This window comes from Streptosporangium sp. NPDC049644, from assembly GCF_040675205.1.
GTDB lineage: Bacteria > Actinomycetota > Actinomycetes > Streptosporangiales > Streptosporangiaceae > Streptosporangium > Streptosporangium fukuiense.
Window position 1 is genome coordinate 59,902 of the sequence record NZ_JBFAOJ010000040.1, and the last position, 16,744, is coordinate 76,645.

Below are 16,744 nucleotides of genomic sequence, written 5' to 3' on the forward strand. Positions count from 1 at the left end.
TGTTCGTCGGTGCGCCCGCGGGTCAGGACCGCTCGCCGTCCATCCACCGGCGCAGGCTCAGCGGGCGCATGTCCGTCCAGACCTCCTCGATGTGGGCCAGGCACTCCTCACGGGTGCCGCTGTGGCCGACGCTCCGCCAGCCCTCGGGAATGTCACGGTCGGTCCACCAGATGGAGTACTGCTCCTCGTGATTGCGCACCACCGTGTACTCGGCGTTCTCCGCCATTCTGGTCTCCTTCGCTTCATTCATCATTCGATAGGGCCTGCCATCAGAACAATGCCATGGCCAGACAGAAGCGATTTAACACATTTTTCGGGAAATGTTAGGGTTTTGAAGGGGCGGCGTATGTGCGGAATAGTCGGCGTATCCGTTATCGAAGGAACGGCCGGGCAACCGGCCTTCGACGGGCTCGTCACCCTGCAGCACCGCGGCCAGGAGTCCTGGGGCATCGCGGTGTCCGGCCCCGGCGGCGTGCGGGTCCGGCGGGCGCTCGGTTTCGCCTCGCGCTCGGCCTGTGATGACCCGCCCCACGATGACGCGGTTCACGACGACGCGGTTCACGACGACCCGGCCCGTGACGGCCTGTCCGCCTGGCGAGCCGGGAGGGTGGCGGTCGCCCACACCCGGTACTCCACCACCGGCGCCACGGTGCCGGAGAACTCCCAGCCCTTCGTGCACGAGGCACGGCGCATCGCGCTGGCGCACAACGGGGACCTCGTCAACGCCGCCGAGCTGCGCGCCCGGCTCGGCCGCGAAGGGTACGGGTTCCACTCGACCAGCGACTCCGAGATCATCCTCGCCCTGCTCGCCGGCACGGGCGAGACCCCCGGCACGCTCCTCGGCACCGCACCCGGCCCGAAGGACCGGCACCCCGCGGACACCGGCCCGATCGTGGCCGGGGTCGCGCGGGCCACGCGGGTGCTGCGGGGCGCGTACTCGGTGGTGTGCGCCGTCGGCGACCATCTCGTGGCCTTCCGGGATCCGCACGGCCTGCGCCCCCTGGTGGCGGGGTTCGCCGAGGGCAGGGCGGTCGTCGCCTCGGAGACCTGCACCCTCGACGCGCTCGGCTGCACCGAGCAGCGGGAGGTGGAACCGGGCGAGGTGCTGGTGCTGCGCGACGGCCGCCCGGCCGGGGCGCAGCGCGTGGCGGAGCCCGCCCCGCGCAGCTTCTGCGTCTTCGAGCACCTCTACCTGACCAGGCAGGACTCCAGGATCGACGGCACCAGAACCGGCGCGACGCGGGTGGCGTTCGGCGAGCGGCTGGCGCTGGAGTCCCCGGCGGACGCCGACCTGGTCGTGGCCGTCCCGGCCTCCGGCGTGCCGGCGGCCCGCGGGTACGCGCGGGCCGCCGGACTGCCGCTGGCCGGGGTGCTGGTCCGTGACGAGCAGGTGGGCAGGACGTTCATCGAACCCGACCTGCGACGACGTGAACGCAGGCTGCGGCGCAAGTTCTCCGTCGGCGCGCCGGTGGACGGGGCCAGGGTCGTGGTGGTCGACGACTCGATGGTGCGCGGGTCCACCATGCGGCGCATCGTCGCGCTGCTGCGCGAGTCGGGGGCGAGCGAGGTGCACGTGCGGATCGCCGCGCCGCCGCTGATCGCGCCCTGCCACTACGGGGTGGACCTCGTCGACACCGGTGAGCTGGTGGCGACCGGGCGCGAGAGCGGGGAGGTGTGCCGGATCATCGGCGCGACGAGCCTGGCGTACCTGTCGGTGGCGGGCATGCGGCACACGCTGGGGAGCGCGGCGGGCGAGGGTCTCTGCGAGGGGTGCATCACCGGCGACTACCCCACCCGGGTGAGCCCGGCGCGCGACAAGTCGAGGCTCGTACCCGTGCCGGCCCCGCGGCGCACGGCGGCCGCCCGCCTCCGTTGACGGTGCTCAGGGCCGCGCCTAGCCTCCGCCAGATGAGCCAAGAACCAGAAACGAACGGCTACGACGACGGTGGTTGCGACGCCCGCTACACCCGGACCACCTGCCTGTGGGGGCGCAGGCCGGACGGGATCTCCGACACCCTGGCGGACGCGCTCTCGCTGCCCCCGGCACCCGAGGAGATCGCTCCGCCCTCCGCTCCACCTGGCGCGGGCGCGCCCACGGTGCTCGACGTGGGGTGCGGCGAGGGGCGCAACGCGGTACGGCTCGCCCAGCGGGGCGCGCGGGTGCTGGCGATGGACATGTCGGCCGCCGCGCTGGAGAACGGCGCGCGGGCCTGGGGCGCTACCGGCGGCGGGGCCGGGGGGATCGAGTGGCGCCGGGGCGACGCGCGCACCACCCGGCTCGCGCCCGGCTCGTTCGACGGGGTGCTGGCGTGCAGCGTCCTGCACTGGCTGCGGGACGAGGGACAGGTGGCCGAGGTCATCGCCAGGCTCCAGGCCGCGACCTCCCCGGGAGGGGTCAACGCCCTGCTGATGTTCAACGGCGGCCACGCCTATCGGCCTCCCGCCGGCGAGATGCGCCTGCCGGTCCTGCTGCCCCACGACTGGTACCTCGCCAGGTACGACGGATGGACCGTGCTGAGCGCCACCGACACCGACTCCACCCACACCCACACCGGCCATGAGGAGCCGCACACCCACGCGGTGACCAGGCTGGTGGCCCGCCGGGGGGTGGACACGTGAGCTCGCCGGCAGGTAGACCCGCGGGCCCGCCGCACCCGCTCGAATGGCCGGTCTACGACGACGGCGTGGCGGCCAGGGTCGCCGAGCTGGTGACGCGGGGGCGCACGTTCGACTACGACTACGGGCCCGAACTGGCCGGGCTGGAGCGGTCGTTCGCCGAGCGACACGGCCGCGCCCACGCCCTGGCGCTCACCTCGGGTACCGCGGGACTGCTGGCCGCCTACTTCGCGCTGGGCATCGGCCCCGGTGACGAGGTGATCGTCCCGGACCTCACGTTCTTCAGCACCGCCTCGCCGCTGTTCCTGCTGGGCGCGGTGCCAGTGCTCTGCGACGCGGGCGACGCCACCGGGAACGTGGCCCCCTCGGCCGTGGAGGCGCTGGTCACGCCGCGTACCGTCGCGATCGTCGTCACCCACCTGTGGGGCCACAGCTGCGACATGGACGCCCTGCGGGCGGTGGCCTCCCGGCGCGAGCTCGCCCTGGTCGAGGACTGCTCGCACGCCCACGGCTCCACCTTCCGCTCCCGGCCGGTGGGCTCCCTGGGCGATGTGGCGATCTTCAGTGTGGGCGGCAGGAAGCTGGTCTCCGGGGGTATGGGCGGCATGCTGCTGACCGACTCCGAGGACGTCTTCGCCCGCGCCTGCCTGCTGACCAACTTCCGGCACCGCACCGACCTGACCATCGACGCCGTCCGCTACCGGCCGTTCCTGCTGACCGGTCTCGGCGGCAACTTCCGCATCTCCACGCCCGGCGCGGTGCTGGCCCAGAGCCACCTCGACCGGCTGGACGAGCTGGTGGAGCACCGGGTGGCCAACATGTCGGCCCTGTCTTCGGGGCTCGGCGAGCTGCCGGGGGTGCGCCCCTCCCCCGTCGCCGAGGGGGTCACGATGGGCGCGTGGTACGACGGGGTCGTCGAGGTGACGCCGGAGTGCCCGTTCAGCAGGGACGGCCTGGTGGCGGCCGGCCAGGAGCGCGGCCTGAAGGTGCGCGCCCCGGCCACCCGGCCGCTGCACGTCTTCCCCCTCTTCCAGGGCACCGCGCCTGACTGGTCACCCCAGGTCGCCGCCGCGGTCCGGGCCGCGGCCACGGTGAACGACCGCCCGTTCCCGCGTTCCGCGGAATTGTTCGCCCGATGGATGAAATTGCCGGTGAATTTCCTCTGGGAACAGAACTCGCCGCTGGTCGACGCGTATCTGGAGGCGTTCGACGACGCATTCTCGATGGCCCGTACCGCGTAACGTCGCCCATGTTTCCAGCGTCGATTCCGGAGTAATCCAAATGAGCCGACAGACGTTTCCCGTCATTCATGCCGTCGCCCCCGCCAGCCTGGAGAGCTGGTTCGGCCATTTCGTCGACCTCGCCCCCGGGGACCGGGCCGTCTTCACCGGGGAGGACGCCGGTGTGGATGTGGCCCCGCTGCTGGAGGCGATCGGCCGGGCCCCGCGGGCGACGGTGATCTTCCATTCCAGCCACGCGACGCTCGGCCGCGACCAGTTGCTCGCGTTCCGGCTCCGTGAGCTCGGCCACCGGGCCGAGTGCCAGTCGCGGCTCTGCGCCTCGCTGGGCAGCGACAAGATCCTGATGAAGGAGTTCTTCGACCGCTACCGCCTGGTCTCCCCACCGTGGGCGCGGGCCGGTGAGCCGCTGCCCGAGGCCGGCCCCGACACCCCCGTGGTGATCAAGGACCGGCACGGGACGCAGAGCGTCGGCACCCGGCTGGCCCGCGCGGACGAGTGCCGTCTGGCCCCCAACGAACTGGGCGAGCTGTACGTCGACGGAGTCGAGTACTCGGTGCTGATCTACCGCGACGAGCACGGCACGGCGACCTTCCCGCCGGTGTGGAAGGGGCCGACCACCCAGGACCTGGTGCCGCCGTGGCAGCGGCTGCGGCTCTGTCCCGACCCGGCGCTCGGCGGCACCTGGGACCGCAAGCTGCGGGCGGTGGGCAAGCGGCTGGCCGACCTGGCCGAGGCGCACGGCTACCTGGAGGCGGAGTTCCTGCTGACCCCGGCCGGTGAGGTGCACCTGCTGGAGATCAACCCCCGGGTGTCGGGCACCATGCGGCTGGCCGCGATGGCCACCCGGCTGCCGATCTTCTCCCTGCACGCCAGGCCCGAGCTCCGCGACCACCTCTGTGCCGCCCGCTTCAGCGGCGAGGTCCCCTACAGCGGCGCCCCGATCACCGACGCCGACGGCGAGGTGTTCGCCACCTCCCGGCTCACCGTCGCCGGGGAGAGTCCCGGCGAGGTCCGCGCCAAGCTGCGCGAGCTGGGCGCGGAGCCCCGGGTGCTGCCCCGCGCCTCCTGAGGACCGCTCAGGCGGACCGGCGTACCCTGGCTTCCGCCGTTCCCCTCGCCTTCCGATCGCGCCGTGCGTCCCGGCGGTCCAGCAACTCCAGCAGGGGCGCGGTCGCGGCGGTGGAGACCAGCGCGACGATCACCAGCATGGTGAAGAGCGCCTGGGTGATGATGCCGAGACCGAGGCCGATGCTCAGGATCACCAGCTCGGTCACGCCCCGGCAGTTCATCAGCACCCCGAGCCGCGCGGACTCCCGCCAGGTCACGCCCAGCGGCCTGGCGACGGCCGCCACGCCGCCGATCTTGCCCGCCACCGCGACCGCGAGGATCAGCAGGCACCAGCCCCACCTCGTCGCCTCCTGGCCGAGCAGCCCGATCTGGGTGTTGAGCCCGACGAAGGCGAAGAAGGGCGGCAGCAGGAAGGACGTGGTGAAGTCCTGCGTGCGCTCGCGGACCCGCCTCAGCCGCACGTCACCGTCGCGCGGGAACAGGACACCGAACAGGAACGCGCCGAAGATCAGGTGGATGCCGATCAGCTCGGTCAGCAGCCCCGAGACGAGCAGGCCCACGATGACGACGGGCAGCGTCGCCTCCTGGGAGAGCCCCCGGCGCAGCAGCCGGGCCAGCAGCGGCCGTACCACCCCGACCATGACGGCGGCGAAGGCCGCGGTGAGACCGAGCGTGCGCAGCGCCTCGGCGGGTGAGGAGCCTCTGGCCATGGTGATCGCCACGGCCAGCAGCAACCACGCGGTCACGTCGGCGATGGCGGCGCAGGTGATGGTCAGCGCCCCGGTCGGGGTGTGGAAGAGCCCGCGTTCCAGCAGGATCCGTGCCAGCACGGGGAAGGCGGTGACGCTCAGCGCGGCGCCGACGAACAACGCGAAGACCGGGAATCCGACGGGCGCGGCCGCCAGCGGCGCGTAGATCAGCAGGGCCAGCGCGACCCCGAGCGCGAACGGGATGGCCACGCTCGCCTGGCCGCAGAGCAGTGCGATCCGGCCCCGTCCGCGCAACAGGTCACCGCGGAGCTCCAGCCCGACCAGGAACATGAAGAAGGCCAGTCCGAACTGGGCCAGCAGGTTCAGGTAGGGCATGACGGCGCCGGGGAACAGCACGCGGTACGCCTCGGGCCAGACGGCGCCGAGCAGGGAGGGGCCGAGCACGATGCCGGCGGCCATCTCCCCGATCACCCGGGGCTGGCCGAGCCGCCCCAGCACGGCCCCGCCGAGATGGGCCAGCGCGACGACCACGGTGATGGAGAGCAGCAGCAGGGGCGTGGCCGGCACCTGCTGCTGCCGGCCCACCCCCACCGAGGGCGTCGGGACGGGGCCGGTGGCCGTCCCCGCGTCGAACCCCAGCATCAGCAGCGCCAGCACGGCGGGCAGCACGACGGCGAGACCGTACGCGATCACGAAATGACGCACCGTGCGCTTATCAGTGGACCGAAACCCTGGATAAGTCATGAACCAATTCCGTTTCCGAGAGGTCGCGTTTTTCCTGGGCGCGCATATCACAGAACAAAAATAATCGCCAAGAACAATGGAGATTCCGCTGGTCATCGACCTGCTTCCAGCTTTCCGCCGCACCCCGGAAAGGACATCTGGAAATTACTCATGATCGAAAGTGCGCTACCGAAAACCGTGGGTAAGGTACCGACCTGACTCACTCCACATGCACAGAAATCCGGAGGAAAAGTCGCATGCAGGTGCTCTCCCCCAACCGAGAGGCGAACCGCCAGGCGCCGCCCCCACGTGATGACAGACCATCCGTCCCCAGCCCGCGCGCCACCCCCTCCCAGGGTTCCAAACTCGCCCTGGACGCGTCCGCCAAGCCGCGGCGGACCGGGCTCCAGCTCCCGGTGAGCCTTCCCTTCGACACCTGGCGCCGGATCGGCCACCAGATCTCCCTCATCGCCGACTCCTCCGCCTGGTGGCTCGGCGACTGGCTGGTCTACGGCGAGAACGAGTACACCGACCGTTACAAGAGGGCGGTCGAGGAGAGCTCCCTCGACATTCAGACCCTGCGCAACTACGCCTGGGTCGCCCGGCGTTTCCCGGTATCCCGCCGGCGAGACAGGCTCAGCCTCCAGCACCACGCGGAGGTGGCCGCGCTCCCCGAGCACGAGCAGACGCTCTGGCTGGACCGTGCGGAACGCTTCAACTGGTCCCGCAACCGTCTTCGCAGCCAGATCAAGGCACACCGTGCCGCCGCACTCTCCGGCCGGACCGCGGAGACCGCCAGGCAGAAGGCCGTGATCCAGATAGACGTGCCCGCCGACCAGGAGCAGTCGTGGCGTGACGCGGCCCGCCGGATGAACCGCAGCGTGGAGGAGTGGGCCAGGCTCATCCTCAACCAGGTCGCCACCGGCGAGATCCCCGTCCGCGGCGTCCACGACGCCAAGGCCGGGTGAACGGAGGGACAGGTGGACGTCGTCCACACCCTGTTCGAGAGGCGGGCGCTCGAGGCGCCGGACAGCACGGCCCTGGTCTCCGGGGCCGTGCTGCTTACCTACCGGGAACTCGACGCCCGCGCCAACGGCCTGGCCCGGTCGCTCCTGCGCCGCGGCGTCGGCCCCGAGACGCCGGTCCCGCTACGGCTGGACCGCTCCCCCGAGCTGCTCGTCGCGCTGCTGGCCGTGTGCAAGGCGGGCGGCACGGCGGTGCTGCTCGACCCCGGCTGGCCCGAGGACCGCCTCGCCCCGGTGCTCGACGACTGTCCCGTGGTGATCGACGGCCCCCTGGACGCCGCCCCCTCCGGCGAAGGGCCCGGCATCCCCGCGCACCCCGACCAGCTCGCGTACGCGGTGCACACCTCCGGGTCGACCGGGCGGCCCAAGCTCGTCGGGGTGACCCACCGGGCGATCGCCCACCGGGTCGCCACCCACACCGAGGCCTACCGCATCACCCCCGCCGACCGCTCCAGCTGGCTGGCTCCCCCGGCCTCGTCGGTCTCGGTGGTGGAGCTGTGGCCCTATCTCTGCTCGGGTGCGAGCGTGCACGTCGCCGACCCGGCGACCTCGGGCTCACCCTCCGAGCTGCGTGACTGGATGGTCGCCTCGGGAATCACCCGCGCGTACGTGAACATGCCGCTCGCCGAGCCGCTGTACGGCCTGCCGTGGCCGGCGGAGACGTCGCTGCGGCTCATGACGGTCGGCAGCGACGCGGTGCGCGTGTGGCCCGCCCCCGACCTGCCCTTCGAGGTCGCGGTGGAGTACGGCTCCGCCGAGGCCAACGGCGTGACCAGCTGCCTGGTACCGCTGGAGGACCGCTGCACCTCGGCCACCGCCGACGAGGCCGCCAGGCGGGCCCGTCCCCCCATCGGACGTGCCTGGCCCGAGGTCGGCGCAGGCGTGCTGACCTCGGACCTGAGGCCGGTCGCGGCGGGCGAGATCGGCGAGCTGTTCGTGTCGGGCCCCGAGCTGGCCCGCGGCTACCTGGGCGAGGCGGCCCACACCGCCGAGCGCTTCCTGCCCGACCCCGCCGGTGGGGGAGGCCGCGTCTACCGGACCGGTGACCTGGTCAGGGAACGGCCTGACGGGCGGCTGGAGCATCACGGCCGCGTCGACGCGCAGGTCAAGGTCCGCGGCCACCGGGTGGAACCCGCGGAAGTGGAGGCCGTGCTGCTCCGGCACCCCGGGGTGCGCGAGTGCGTGGTCATGGGCGTGCCGGGCCCCGGCGGCGACCTGCGGCTGTGCGCCTACGTCGTTCATCCCGTCACTCCGGAGACCGGCGCTCCGAGCCGTACCGCGGACGGTGCCCGGTTCGAGATCGGGGAACTGCGCGCCTTCGCCTCGGCCCGGCTGCCCGAGCCGATGGTTCCGACCGCCTGGACGGCACTGGAGCGGCTGCCGCTGAACGCGGCCGGCAAGGTGGACCGCCGCGCCCTGCCCGCGCCCTCGTGGGGGGAGGCCACACGCGGACGTGAGAGGAGCGCGGACCCGGTGACGGCGGGGGTGCTGGAGCTGTGGGAGCGGGCGCTCGGCGCACGCGGCGCGCTGGGCGACCACTTCATCCGCTCCGGCGGCGACTCCCTGTCGGCCACCCGTCTCGTCGAGGCGGTCGGGAACCGCTACGGCGTGCGGATCCGGCTGCGCGAGTTCCTCAGGGCACCGACGCCCGAGACCCTCATCCAGACCATCAGGGCGGAAGGAAGCACACGATGACCGAGAGAAGATGGAGAAAAAGCCGCCCCACGTGGCTGCTGCGCGCCCCCGACCCCGAGGCGAGGGCGCGGCTGTGGTGCCTGCCCTACCCGGGTGCCGGGGCGTCGATGTACCACGGCTGGCCGGCCGAGGTGGACGGGATCGAGCTGTGCCCGGTGCAGTTGCCCGGCAGGGAGAACCGGCTGCGCGAGCCGTCGTTCGAGAGCTACGCGGAGGTCGCCGCCGAGATGCTGAAGGGCCTGGAGCCCTACCTGGACCGGCCGTTCGGCTTCATCAGCCACTGCGGCACCGTCTTCATCGGCTACGAGGCGACACTGCTGCTCATGGAACGCGGCGGCCCGCTGCCCAGCCACCTGTTCGCCTCCTCGATGGTCCCTCCGCACCGGGCGTCGTGGCCGAGCATCCTGCGGCTCGACGAGGAGCAGGTGGGCGCGCTGGTGTCGGATCTCATGCGGGCCCGCGGCGCGGAGCCGCTGCCCGAACTGGTGGAGATGGCCGCGAGCGTCATGCGCGCCGACGTGGCCGCCTACGGCCGCTTCGAGCGGACCGACCCGGTGGAGCTGCCGTGCCCGATCACCGCGATCGGCTGGTCGGGTGACACGCAGATCCCCCCTGAGCAGATGGGCGGCTGGGAGTTCTACGGCCGGACCCGCCACACCGTGCTGGACGGCGGGCACTGGAGCTACCTCCAGGCGCCCGCCGCCCTGCTCGACGAGATCGCGCGGAGCATGTCCGCGCGCGTCCCGGGTTGACCTCAGCTGTCCTCGCCGCCCTCGCGCCCGCCGGGCCTCCCGGCGGGCTCCCCCGCGGGCTCCGCTGCCGGCTCCTCGATGTCCTGCAGGATCTCGGCGTCCTCCAGCCTGCGCAGGTTCGGCACCGGCGACAGGAAGAGCAGGATGATCCAGGGCAGCAGGAACGCGGCACCGGCGTAGATGGCGGGCTTGACCCCGATCAGCTCGCCCAGCACCCCGGCCAGCATCGCGGCCAGCGGCAGGATGCCGAGGTAGACCGCGCGGCTCGCGCCGATGACCCGGCCGCGCAGGTGGTTGGGGATCACGTACTGGAAGAGCGTGAGCTGGCCGATGTTCCCGGCCACCACGCCGAACACCGTGACGAACCAGATCACCGAGAACAAGGTGATCTGCAGCCACTGCGGACCGGCCACGAACGGCGTGAAGCACAGCACCCGGAACGCGATCAGGGCGGTCATGATGCCGCGCCCGTAGCCGAGCTTCTCGAACAGCTTGCTCGCGAAGACGGCGCCGATGACGCCGCCGATGCTGCCCACCGCGTAGATGAAGCCGATCCAGGTGCCCGACAGCTGGAGCTCCCTGGCCGCGTACAGGATGAACAGGGTCAGGATCATCATCGACCCGAAGTTCGCCCCGGCGGAGTTGAGGATCAGCGGGCGGGCGTAGGCGTTGCGGTAGGTGACCCTCAGGCCGTGCTTGATGTCGTGGAGCATCGCCGCGACGGCGCCGCGCCCGCCGCTGTCCTGACGCTCGACGGGCGGCTCGACGTGACGGATGCGCGACAGGGCGAAGGCGGAGACCAGGAAGGAGATCGCGTCTCCCAGCATCACGTACGCCGGCCGGAACAGGTCGATGAGCACGCCTCCGGCGCTGGAGCCCGCGATGGCGCCCACCGACTCGGTCGCCGCCATCCGGCTGTTGCCGGCCACCAGTTGCTCCTCGCTCAGCAGCGTCGGCATGTAGGCGGCGTAGGCGATCTCGAAGACCACCGAGAGGCCACCGACCACCACGGCGACCACGTAGAGCACCCACATGTCCATGAACCCGGCGAAGGCCGTGATCGGGATCAGGGCCACGACCGCGGCCCGCCCGATGTCAGCGCCGACCATGAGTGGTCTGCGCCGGTAGCGGTCGATGAGCACGCCGGCGATCAGTGTCAGCAGCAGCGCGGCGATCGTGCGCATGGTGTTGAGCAGACCGACCTCGAGGGAGCTGGCCTGCAGCATGAGGATCGCGGTCAGCGGCAAAGCCAGGGTGGTCAGCTCGGAGCCGAGGACCGAGATCGACTGACCGGCCCAGAGCCGGTTGAAGTCGGGATTGCGCCAGAGCGAGGGCGGCTTTTCCGTCGGCGCCCTGACTTCCGTTCTCTGCGTGTCCATAAGATCATTCCGTCCCTGTCGGGTTTCACCTCTGGTTGACTGGAATAAGCTTTTTGTTAAGGGTGATGATATGCGAAATCAGCGGAGAGGCACCCTGGAAAACAATCAGCGGGTACGCCAGATGACACTGCCGGACGGACATGTGGTATTCCAGCTCAATCCCGCCGAGACCAGCCTGCAGTATCGCAGCATCGTGGGCGACAGAAGTTACTTCAGACACGACGTACGCCTTGAACCGGGAATGACGGTGTTCGACGTGGGCGCTAACATAGGAATCGCAGCGCTGGCGTTTCACTGGGAATGTCCGGGCACTCGAATTCTTGCCTTCGAGCCCGCCCGGCCGCTTTACGACGCGCTGTGCGCGAATCTGGCCGCCCACGGCCTGAACGCCAAGGCGTTCGACTGCGCGCTCTCCCATACCCCGGGAACGGCGACTCTCACCGTCTATCCGGAGACCACCGCGATGTCCGGGATGTACACGGACGTCGGCCACGATGCGGAGGTGACCAGGACTTTCCTGGCCAACAGCGGGTTCGCTCCCGAGGACGTGACGGACATGGCCGAGGGCAGGCACGTCACCGAGGAGCAGGAGTGCCAGGTGCGGACGATCTCAGAGGTGATGGCCGCCGAGGGCGTGCACCGTATCGGCCTGCTGAAAATCAACGTCGAGAAAGCCGAGTGCGATGTGCTGGCTGGAATCGCCCCCGATGACTGGGACGCGGTCGACCAAATCGTCATGCAGGTCCATGACATCGACGGCAGGCTGGCATCCGTACGCGACGACCTCACCGGCCGTGGATTCCAGGTCGACATCGGCCAGGATCCCCTGCTGAGGAACACGGACATCTTTGATGTGTACGCACGGAGGAATTCCACATGACAGTGGACACGACGGTTGACCTGAACGAGCTGGATCTCGCCGACCCGGACATCTACACGGCACCCGACTCCGGCCTCGGTGTCCTGCATTACCTGCAGGAGCATCGGCCGGTTTTCTGGAACTCCAGGCCGGCGGGGCCGAGTTTCTGGGCGTTCACCAAATACGCCGACGGCGTGGCCGTCTATCTCGACAAGACGAATTTCACCTCCGAGCGGGGAATGCAGGTCGGGCAGACCGAGTCCGCCGCCCGCGCCGCCGCGGGCAAGATGCTCATCGTCACCGACGGCCGCCACAGCCAGTTGCGCGACGTGATGAACCCCGCGCTCACTCCCCGGGTGGTGCGCCGCCTCGAAGGCGCGATGCGCGAGACGGTGGGCGGGATGCTGGAGGAGAACGCGCCCAGGGACTCCTTCGACTTCGTCGACACGGTGGCGGGCAGGCTACCGCTCTCGGTCATCTGCGAACTGCTGGGCGTGCCCCGTGCCGACTGGGATCTGATGATCCAGTGGACGCGCACCGCGTTCGGCTCCGCCACCTCCGACGACGTCATCTCCGACGCGGAGAAGGCCGAGGCGAACGCCAACATCTTCGCGTACTACGCCGACCTGCTGGCCGAACGGCGCGGCGACCTCGGCGACGACGTGATCAGCGTGCTGATCCGCGGCCGGATCGACGGAACGCCCCTCACCGACGAGGAGATCCTGCTCAACATCAACGGCCTCATCACCGGAGGCAACGAGACGACCAGGCACGCCTCGGCGGGAGCCGTCATCGCCTTGGTGGAGAACCCCGGCGAGTGGCGGCGACTGCGCGAGGACCCCTCGCTCATCCCGACCGCCGTGGAGGAGGTGCTGCGCTGGACCGCCCCCAGCCTCAACGTGATGCGCACCGCGCTGCGCGACACGAGGATCGGAGAACAGGTCATCCGGGCCGGTGAGCGGGTCAGCGTGTGGCACCCGGCCGTCAACCGCGACGAGGACGCCTTCCCCGACGCGCGCCGCTTCGACGTCGGCCGCACCCCCAACCGGCACCTCACGTTCGGCCTCGGCAGGCACCTGTGCATCGGCGCGGCGCTGGCCAGGTTCGAACTGCGCGTGCTGCTGGAGGAGCTGACCCGCCGGGTGGCCCATATGGAACTCACCGGACCGGTCAAGCGGCTGCGCTCGAACCTCATGTGGGGCGTCGACCGCGTCCCCGTCCATCTCGAACTCGACCACGCAGGGCACTGATTGGAGCACCCCATGCCGGACATGTCGCCGATCCAGCAGAGCGAGTGGAGGTCCTACCGGGCGAAATCCGCCGGTGACCACACCGACCAGGTCACCCTCGCCGCGCGGCTACGCGGGCCGCTGGACGAGAAGGCCCTGAACGCCGCGCTGGAGGACGTGCTGGAGGCGCGCGAGGACCTACGGCCGGCACCGCCGGGTGGCCCCGTGCCCGCAACCGAGCCCGCAACCGTGCCCGTCGCCGTTCCCCGGCCGGTGGAACTGGGCAGGCACGAACCGGGCCGCCGCGAGGAGTCACTGGCGCGCCTGGTCTCCGAGCAGGCCAACCGCGGTCTCGACCTCGAAGCGGGGCCGCCGCTCCGGATCACCCTGGCCCGGCTGGCCGACGACGACCACGCGCTCGTCCTGACGGCGCACCGACTGGTGGCCGACGAGCGCGTCCTGACCGGTCTCGCCGGGGAGATCTCCCGGGCCTACGAGAGCGCGATCGGCTCCCCCGCCGCCCGCGACGGCGTCTCCCCCAACGGGCACACGTCCGGCGGCGTCTCCGCAGGCGGCCACGGCTCCCCCGGCGCGTCCTCCGGCGGACGCGCCGCCGGCGGCGCCTCCCCCGCGGCCGGTTCGAACGGTCGCGCCGCGCCCTCCACGGAGGCCGGCGACGCCGCCGATCTCGCCTACTGGCGTGACCGGCTCGACGGTACGCCCCCCGCCCTCGACCTGCCCGCCGACCGCGGCCGGCCCGCCGTGCCGGGCCTCACGGGCGCCCGGGTGACCTTCGGCGTCCCGCCGGAGACGGCCGCGCGGGCCGAGGCCCTCGCGCGCGAGGCCGGCCTCGGTGACAGAGCCGTCACCGGAGCCGTCACCGGGGCCGTCACCCAGGCCGCGCGGGCGATGGCGCTGTCGCGCTGGTCGGGGCAGGCCGAGGCGGCCACCCCCCGCACCGACACCCGGGCCGTCACCCTGGCCGCCTGGGCCGTCGCGCTGTGCCGCTGGTCGGGGCAGGACGAGGTGGTGGTCGGCGTACCCGTGCCCGGCGACGGCCGCGCCCCGGTGTTCCCGATCCGGATCGGCTGCGCGGGCGACCCGTCGTTCGCCACCGTCGTCGCCCGGGTGCGTGACGCGCTCGACGGGGCGGCCGCGCACGGCTCCTACCCGGCGCACCGGCTCGCCGAGGAACTGCGGCTGGACACCTCCAGCGGCGTGCGGCCGCTCTACCAGGCGGAGTTCGACCAGGCCGCCCCGGCCTGGAGCGCGCTGCGACTGCCCGGCGTGCGAACCTCGGAGCTGGTGGCGGACCGCTTCCCGCTGGCCTCGGATCTGGCCCTGGTCCTGGTGCCCGGCTCGCTGGAGGGCGAGCTGCGCTACGCGCTCGACCTGTTCGACGCGCCCGGCGCCAGGACCAGGGCCGAGCAGTACGTCACGCTCCTGACCGACGCCGTGAGCGACCCCGCCCGGCCCATCTCGCGCCTGTCCCTGCTGGACACCGAGCAACTGCGGCTGGTGGTCGCCGAATGGAACCGCACCGAGAGCCCATTCGACGAGGGGGCGAGCATCGGTGCGCTGTTCGAGGCGCGCGCCGCCGCCGCCCCCGACGCGCTCGCGGTGCTCTGCGGCGAGCGGCGGCTGACCTACCGTGAGCTGGACGAGCGCGCCAACCGGGTGGCCCACCGGCTGATCCGCGACGGGATACGGCCGGGCCAGGTCGTCGGCTCGATGACCGGCCGCTCGGCCGAGGCGCTCGTCGCCTTCCTCGGCACCGTCAAGTCCGGCGGCGTCTACCTGCCGCTGGACCCGGCGCTGCCACCCGACCGGCTCGGCCACATCCTGGACGACAGCGGAACCGGGCTGGTCCTGACCGTGGCCGAGCACGCCGGCCGGGTGCGCGGCGGCCGGGTGCGCACGGTCGAGCTGGACACCAGGTGGAGCGCGATCGAGGCGGAGGAACCGGCCACCGGCCCCGGCGTGACGCCCGCGCCCGACGCCGTCGCCTACCTCATCTACACCTCGGGGTCGACCGGCCACCCCAAGGGGGTGGAGGTGCCGCACCGCGGCGTGAGCAACCTCGCCTCGGCCCTGTCGCGGGAGTTCTCCCTGACGCCCGACGACCGGGTGGCGCTCTTCGCCTCGCTCAGCTTCGACGCCTCGATCTGGGAGATCACGATGGCGCTGCTGAACGGGTCGGCGCTGTGCGTGCTGGACCCCTCGGGCATGACCCCGCAGGAGACGGCGAAGGTCATCAGCGACCAGGGCGTGACCGCGGCCACCTTCCCGCCGACGTTCCTCAGCACGCTCAGGGGCGACGAGCTGGGCACGGTCAGGTTGATGGTGGTCGCGGGCGAGCAGTGCCCGACCGGGCTGGTGCGGACCTGGGGGCCGGGTCGCAGGTTCGTCAACGCCTACGGGCCGACGGAGACGACCGTGTGCGCCACGATGGGCGCGTGCGACCCCGCCGCGGCGTACACCCCGCCGATCGGCCGGCCACTGGCCAACTTCAGGACCTACGTGATGGACCGCTGGCTCAACCCGCTCCCGGCCGGTGTGCCCGGGGAGCTGTACGTCGGCGGCGCCGGTCTGGCCCACGGCTACCGTGGCAGGCCCGGCATGACCGCGCGGTCGTTCATGCCCGATCCGTACGGCCCTCCGGGGGCGCGGCTCTACCGCACCGGTGACCTGGCCCGCTACCTGCCCGACGGCCGGCTGCAGTACGTGGGCCGGGTCGATGCGCAGGTGAAGATCCGCGGTTTCCGGGTGGAACCGGCCGAGATCGAGGCGGCGATCACCCGTTACCCGGGCGTCCGCGAGGCGGCGGTCGTCGTGCGTGACGACCGGCTGGTCGCCTACGTCGTGCTCGACGACGCCTCCAGGATCATCGCCGACCGCAGCGGCCTGACCGGCGAGCTGCACCGGTTCCTGCAGGGCTCGCTGCCCGCGTACATGCTGCCCGCCTCCTACCTGACGCTGGACGCGATGCCGCTGACCTCCTCGGGCAAGGTGGACCGCCAGGCACTGCCGGAACCCGGCCAGGGCGGCACGGACGGCGACGGGGGCGGCGAGGACGACTTCGACGCGCCGCGGACACCGACGGAGCAGACGATCGCCGGGATCTGGGCCGAGGTGCTGAAGCTCAGGCGAGTCGCCCGGGAGGACGACTTCCTGGAGATCGGCGGTCACTCCCTGGTGGCCGCGCAGGTGATCACCCGGGTACGGGAGACGTTCACCGTGAACGTGCCGATCAGGGTGCTGTTCGAGAACCCCGTACTCGCCGACTTCGCCGAGGCGGTGGACGGTGCGTCGGCCAAGGCCGAGGCGAAGGCCGGGGTCTGAGCCCGGGGGGGGCCCCCCCGGGGGGGTGGGGGGGGGTTTTTTTAAAATTATGGCCCCCCCCCCCCTTGAAACACACCATCACTTGTTTGCGGTCCCGTTTGGGCG

13 protein-coding genes are annotated in these 16,744 nt (G+C 71.7%); 10 read left to right on the forward strand and 3 right to left on the reverse strand.

Annotated features, from left to right (window positions below; translation table 11 throughout):
* Positions 1 to 22: 22 nt before the first annotated feature.
* A complete protein-coding gene (locus tag AB0J58_RS22645; protein WP_030915629.1) occupies positions 23 to 226 on the reverse strand; it encodes an MbtH family NRPS accessory protein in 204 nt (67 codons plus the stop codon).
* Between the two features lie 120 nt (positions 227 to 346).
* Here AB0J58_RS22645 and purF point away from each other — a divergent pair, with 120 nt between their 5' ends.
* Genes purF through AB0J58_RS22665 form a run of 4 tightly spaced genes read left to right on the forward strand, consistent with a single transcriptional unit; the run spans position 347 to position 4,926 of the window.
* A complete protein-coding gene (gene purF, locus AB0J58_RS22650) occupies positions 347 to 1,876 on the forward strand; it encodes an amidophosphoribosyltransferase (RefSeq protein WP_364218449.1) in 1,530 nt (509 codons plus the stop codon).
* A 32-nt stretch (positions 1,877 to 1,908) separates the two neighbouring features.
* A complete protein-coding gene (locus AB0J58_RS22655) occupies positions 1,909 to 2,619 on the forward strand; it encodes a class I SAM-dependent methyltransferase (RefSeq protein WP_364218451.1) in 711 nt (236 codons plus the stop codon).
* Positions 2,616 to 3,857, forward strand: a complete 1,242-nt coding sequence (locus AB0J58_RS22660) for a DegT/DnrJ/EryC1/StrS family aminotransferase (RefSeq protein WP_364218453.1) — start codon at positions 2,616 to 2,618, stop codon at positions 3,855 to 3,857. Before AB0J58_RS22655 ends, AB0J58_RS22660 begins: the two co-directional genes overlap by 4 nt.
* Positions 3,858 to 3,897: 40 nt before the next feature.
* Positions 3,898 to 4,926, forward strand: coding sequence for a hypothetical protein (locus tag AB0J58_RS22665; protein WP_364218455.1), 1,029 nt, complete (start codon positions 3,898 to 3,900; stop codon positions 4,924 to 4,926).
* 7 nt (positions 4,927 to 4,933) lie between these two features.
* On the opposite strand, the gene AB0J58_RS22670 is transcribed toward AB0J58_RS22665, so the two are convergent.
* Complete coding sequence (locus tag AB0J58_RS22670) at positions 4,934 to 6,340, reverse strand: cation:proton antiporter (protein WP_364218457.1); 1,407 nt, start codon at positions 6,338 to 6,340, stop codon at positions 4,934 to 4,936.
* Between the two features lie 275 nt (positions 6,341 to 6,615).
* On the opposite strand from AB0J58_RS22670, the gene AB0J58_RS22675 reads away from it, so the two are divergent.
* The 3 genes from AB0J58_RS22675 to AB0J58_RS22685 are packed head-to-tail and all read left to right on the forward strand — an operon-like array spanning position 6,616 to position 9,830.
* Positions 6,616 to 7,326, forward strand: a complete 711-nt coding sequence (locus AB0J58_RS22675; protein ID WP_364218459.1) for an LmbU family transcriptional regulator — start codon at positions 6,616 to 6,618, stop codon at positions 7,324 to 7,326.
* Positions 7,327 to 7,338: 12 nt separating this feature from the next.
* Positions 7,339 to 9,078, forward strand: coding sequence for a non-ribosomal peptide synthetase (locus AB0J58_RS22680; RefSeq protein ID WP_364218461.1), 1,740 nt, complete (start codon positions 7,339 to 7,341; stop codon positions 9,076 to 9,078).
* Entirely contained in the window at positions 9,075 to 9,830 is a 756-nt protein-coding gene (locus tag AB0J58_RS22685; protein WP_364218463.1) for a thioesterase domain-containing protein, read from the forward strand. Before AB0J58_RS22680 ends, AB0J58_RS22685 begins: the two co-directional genes overlap by 4 nt.
* Positions 9,831 to 9,832: 2 nt before the next feature.
* On the opposite strand, the gene AB0J58_RS22690 is transcribed toward AB0J58_RS22685, so the two are convergent.
* On the reverse strand, positions 9,833 to 11,209 hold the full coding sequence (locus AB0J58_RS22690) for an MFS transporter (protein WP_364218465.1): 1,377 nt from the start codon (positions 11,207 to 11,209) through the stop codon (positions 9,833 to 9,835).
* 70 nt (positions 11,210 to 11,279) lie between these two features.
* Between AB0J58_RS22690 and AB0J58_RS22695 the strand changes: the two genes are divergently transcribed.
* The 3 genes from AB0J58_RS22695 to AB0J58_RS22705 are packed head-to-tail and all read left to right on the forward strand — an operon-like array spanning position 11,280 to position 16,639.
* Entirely contained in the window at positions 11,280 to 12,089 is an 810-nt protein-coding gene (locus AB0J58_RS22695; protein WP_364218467.1) for an FkbM family methyltransferase, read from the forward strand.
* Positions 12,086 to 13,318, forward strand: a complete 1,233-nt coding sequence (locus tag AB0J58_RS22700) for a cytochrome P450 (RefSeq protein ID WP_364218469.1) — start codon at positions 12,086 to 12,088, stop codon at positions 13,316 to 13,318. The genes AB0J58_RS22695 and AB0J58_RS22700 overlap by 4 nt, the downstream gene beginning before the upstream one ends.
* Positions 13,319 to 13,330: 12 nt before the next feature.
* Entirely contained in the window at positions 13,331 to 16,639 is a 3,309-nt protein-coding gene (locus AB0J58_RS22705) for an amino acid adenylation domain-containing protein (RefSeq protein ID WP_364218471.1), read from the forward strand.
* Positions 16,640 to 16,744: the final 105 nt, after the last annotated feature.

Coding starts and splice junctions, on each gene's coding strand:
- AB0J58_RS22645 (WP_030915629.1), bottom strand. CDS start 226: ATGGCGGAGAACGCCGAGTACACGGTGGTGCGCAATCACGAGGAGCAG.
- purF (WP_364218449.1), top strand. CDS start 347: ATGTGCGGAATAGTCGGCGTATCCGTTATCGAAGGAACGGCCGGGCAA.
- AB0J58_RS22655 (WP_364218451.1), top strand. CDS start 1,909: ATGAGCCAAGAACCAGAAACGAACGGCTACGACGACGGTGGTTGCGAC.
- AB0J58_RS22665 (WP_364218455.1), top strand. CDS start 3,898: ATGAGCCGACAGACGTTTCCCGTCATTCATGCCGTCGCCCCCGCCAGC.
- AB0J58_RS22675 (WP_364218459.1), top strand. CDS start 6,616: ATGCAGGTGCTCTCCCCCAACCGAGAGGCGAACCGCCAGGCGCCGCCC.
- AB0J58_RS22685 (WP_364218463.1), top strand. CDS start 9,075: ATGACCGAGAGAAGATGGAGAAAAAGCCGCCCCACGTGGCTGCTGCGC.
- AB0J58_RS22690 (WP_364218465.1), bottom strand. CDS start 11,209: ATGGACACGCAGAGAACGGAAGTCAGGGCGCCGACGGAAAAGCCGCCC.
- AB0J58_RS22695 (WP_364218467.1), top strand. CDS start 11,280: ATGCGAAATCAGCGGAGAGGCACCCTGGAAAACAATCAGCGGGTACGC.
- AB0J58_RS22700 (WP_364218469.1), top strand. CDS start 12,086: ATGACAGTGGACACGACGGTTGACCTGAACGAGCTGGATCTCGCCGAC.
- AB0J58_RS22705 (WP_364218471.1), top strand. CDS start 13,331: ATGCCGGACATGTCGCCGATCCAGCAGAGCGAGTGGAGGTCCTACCGG.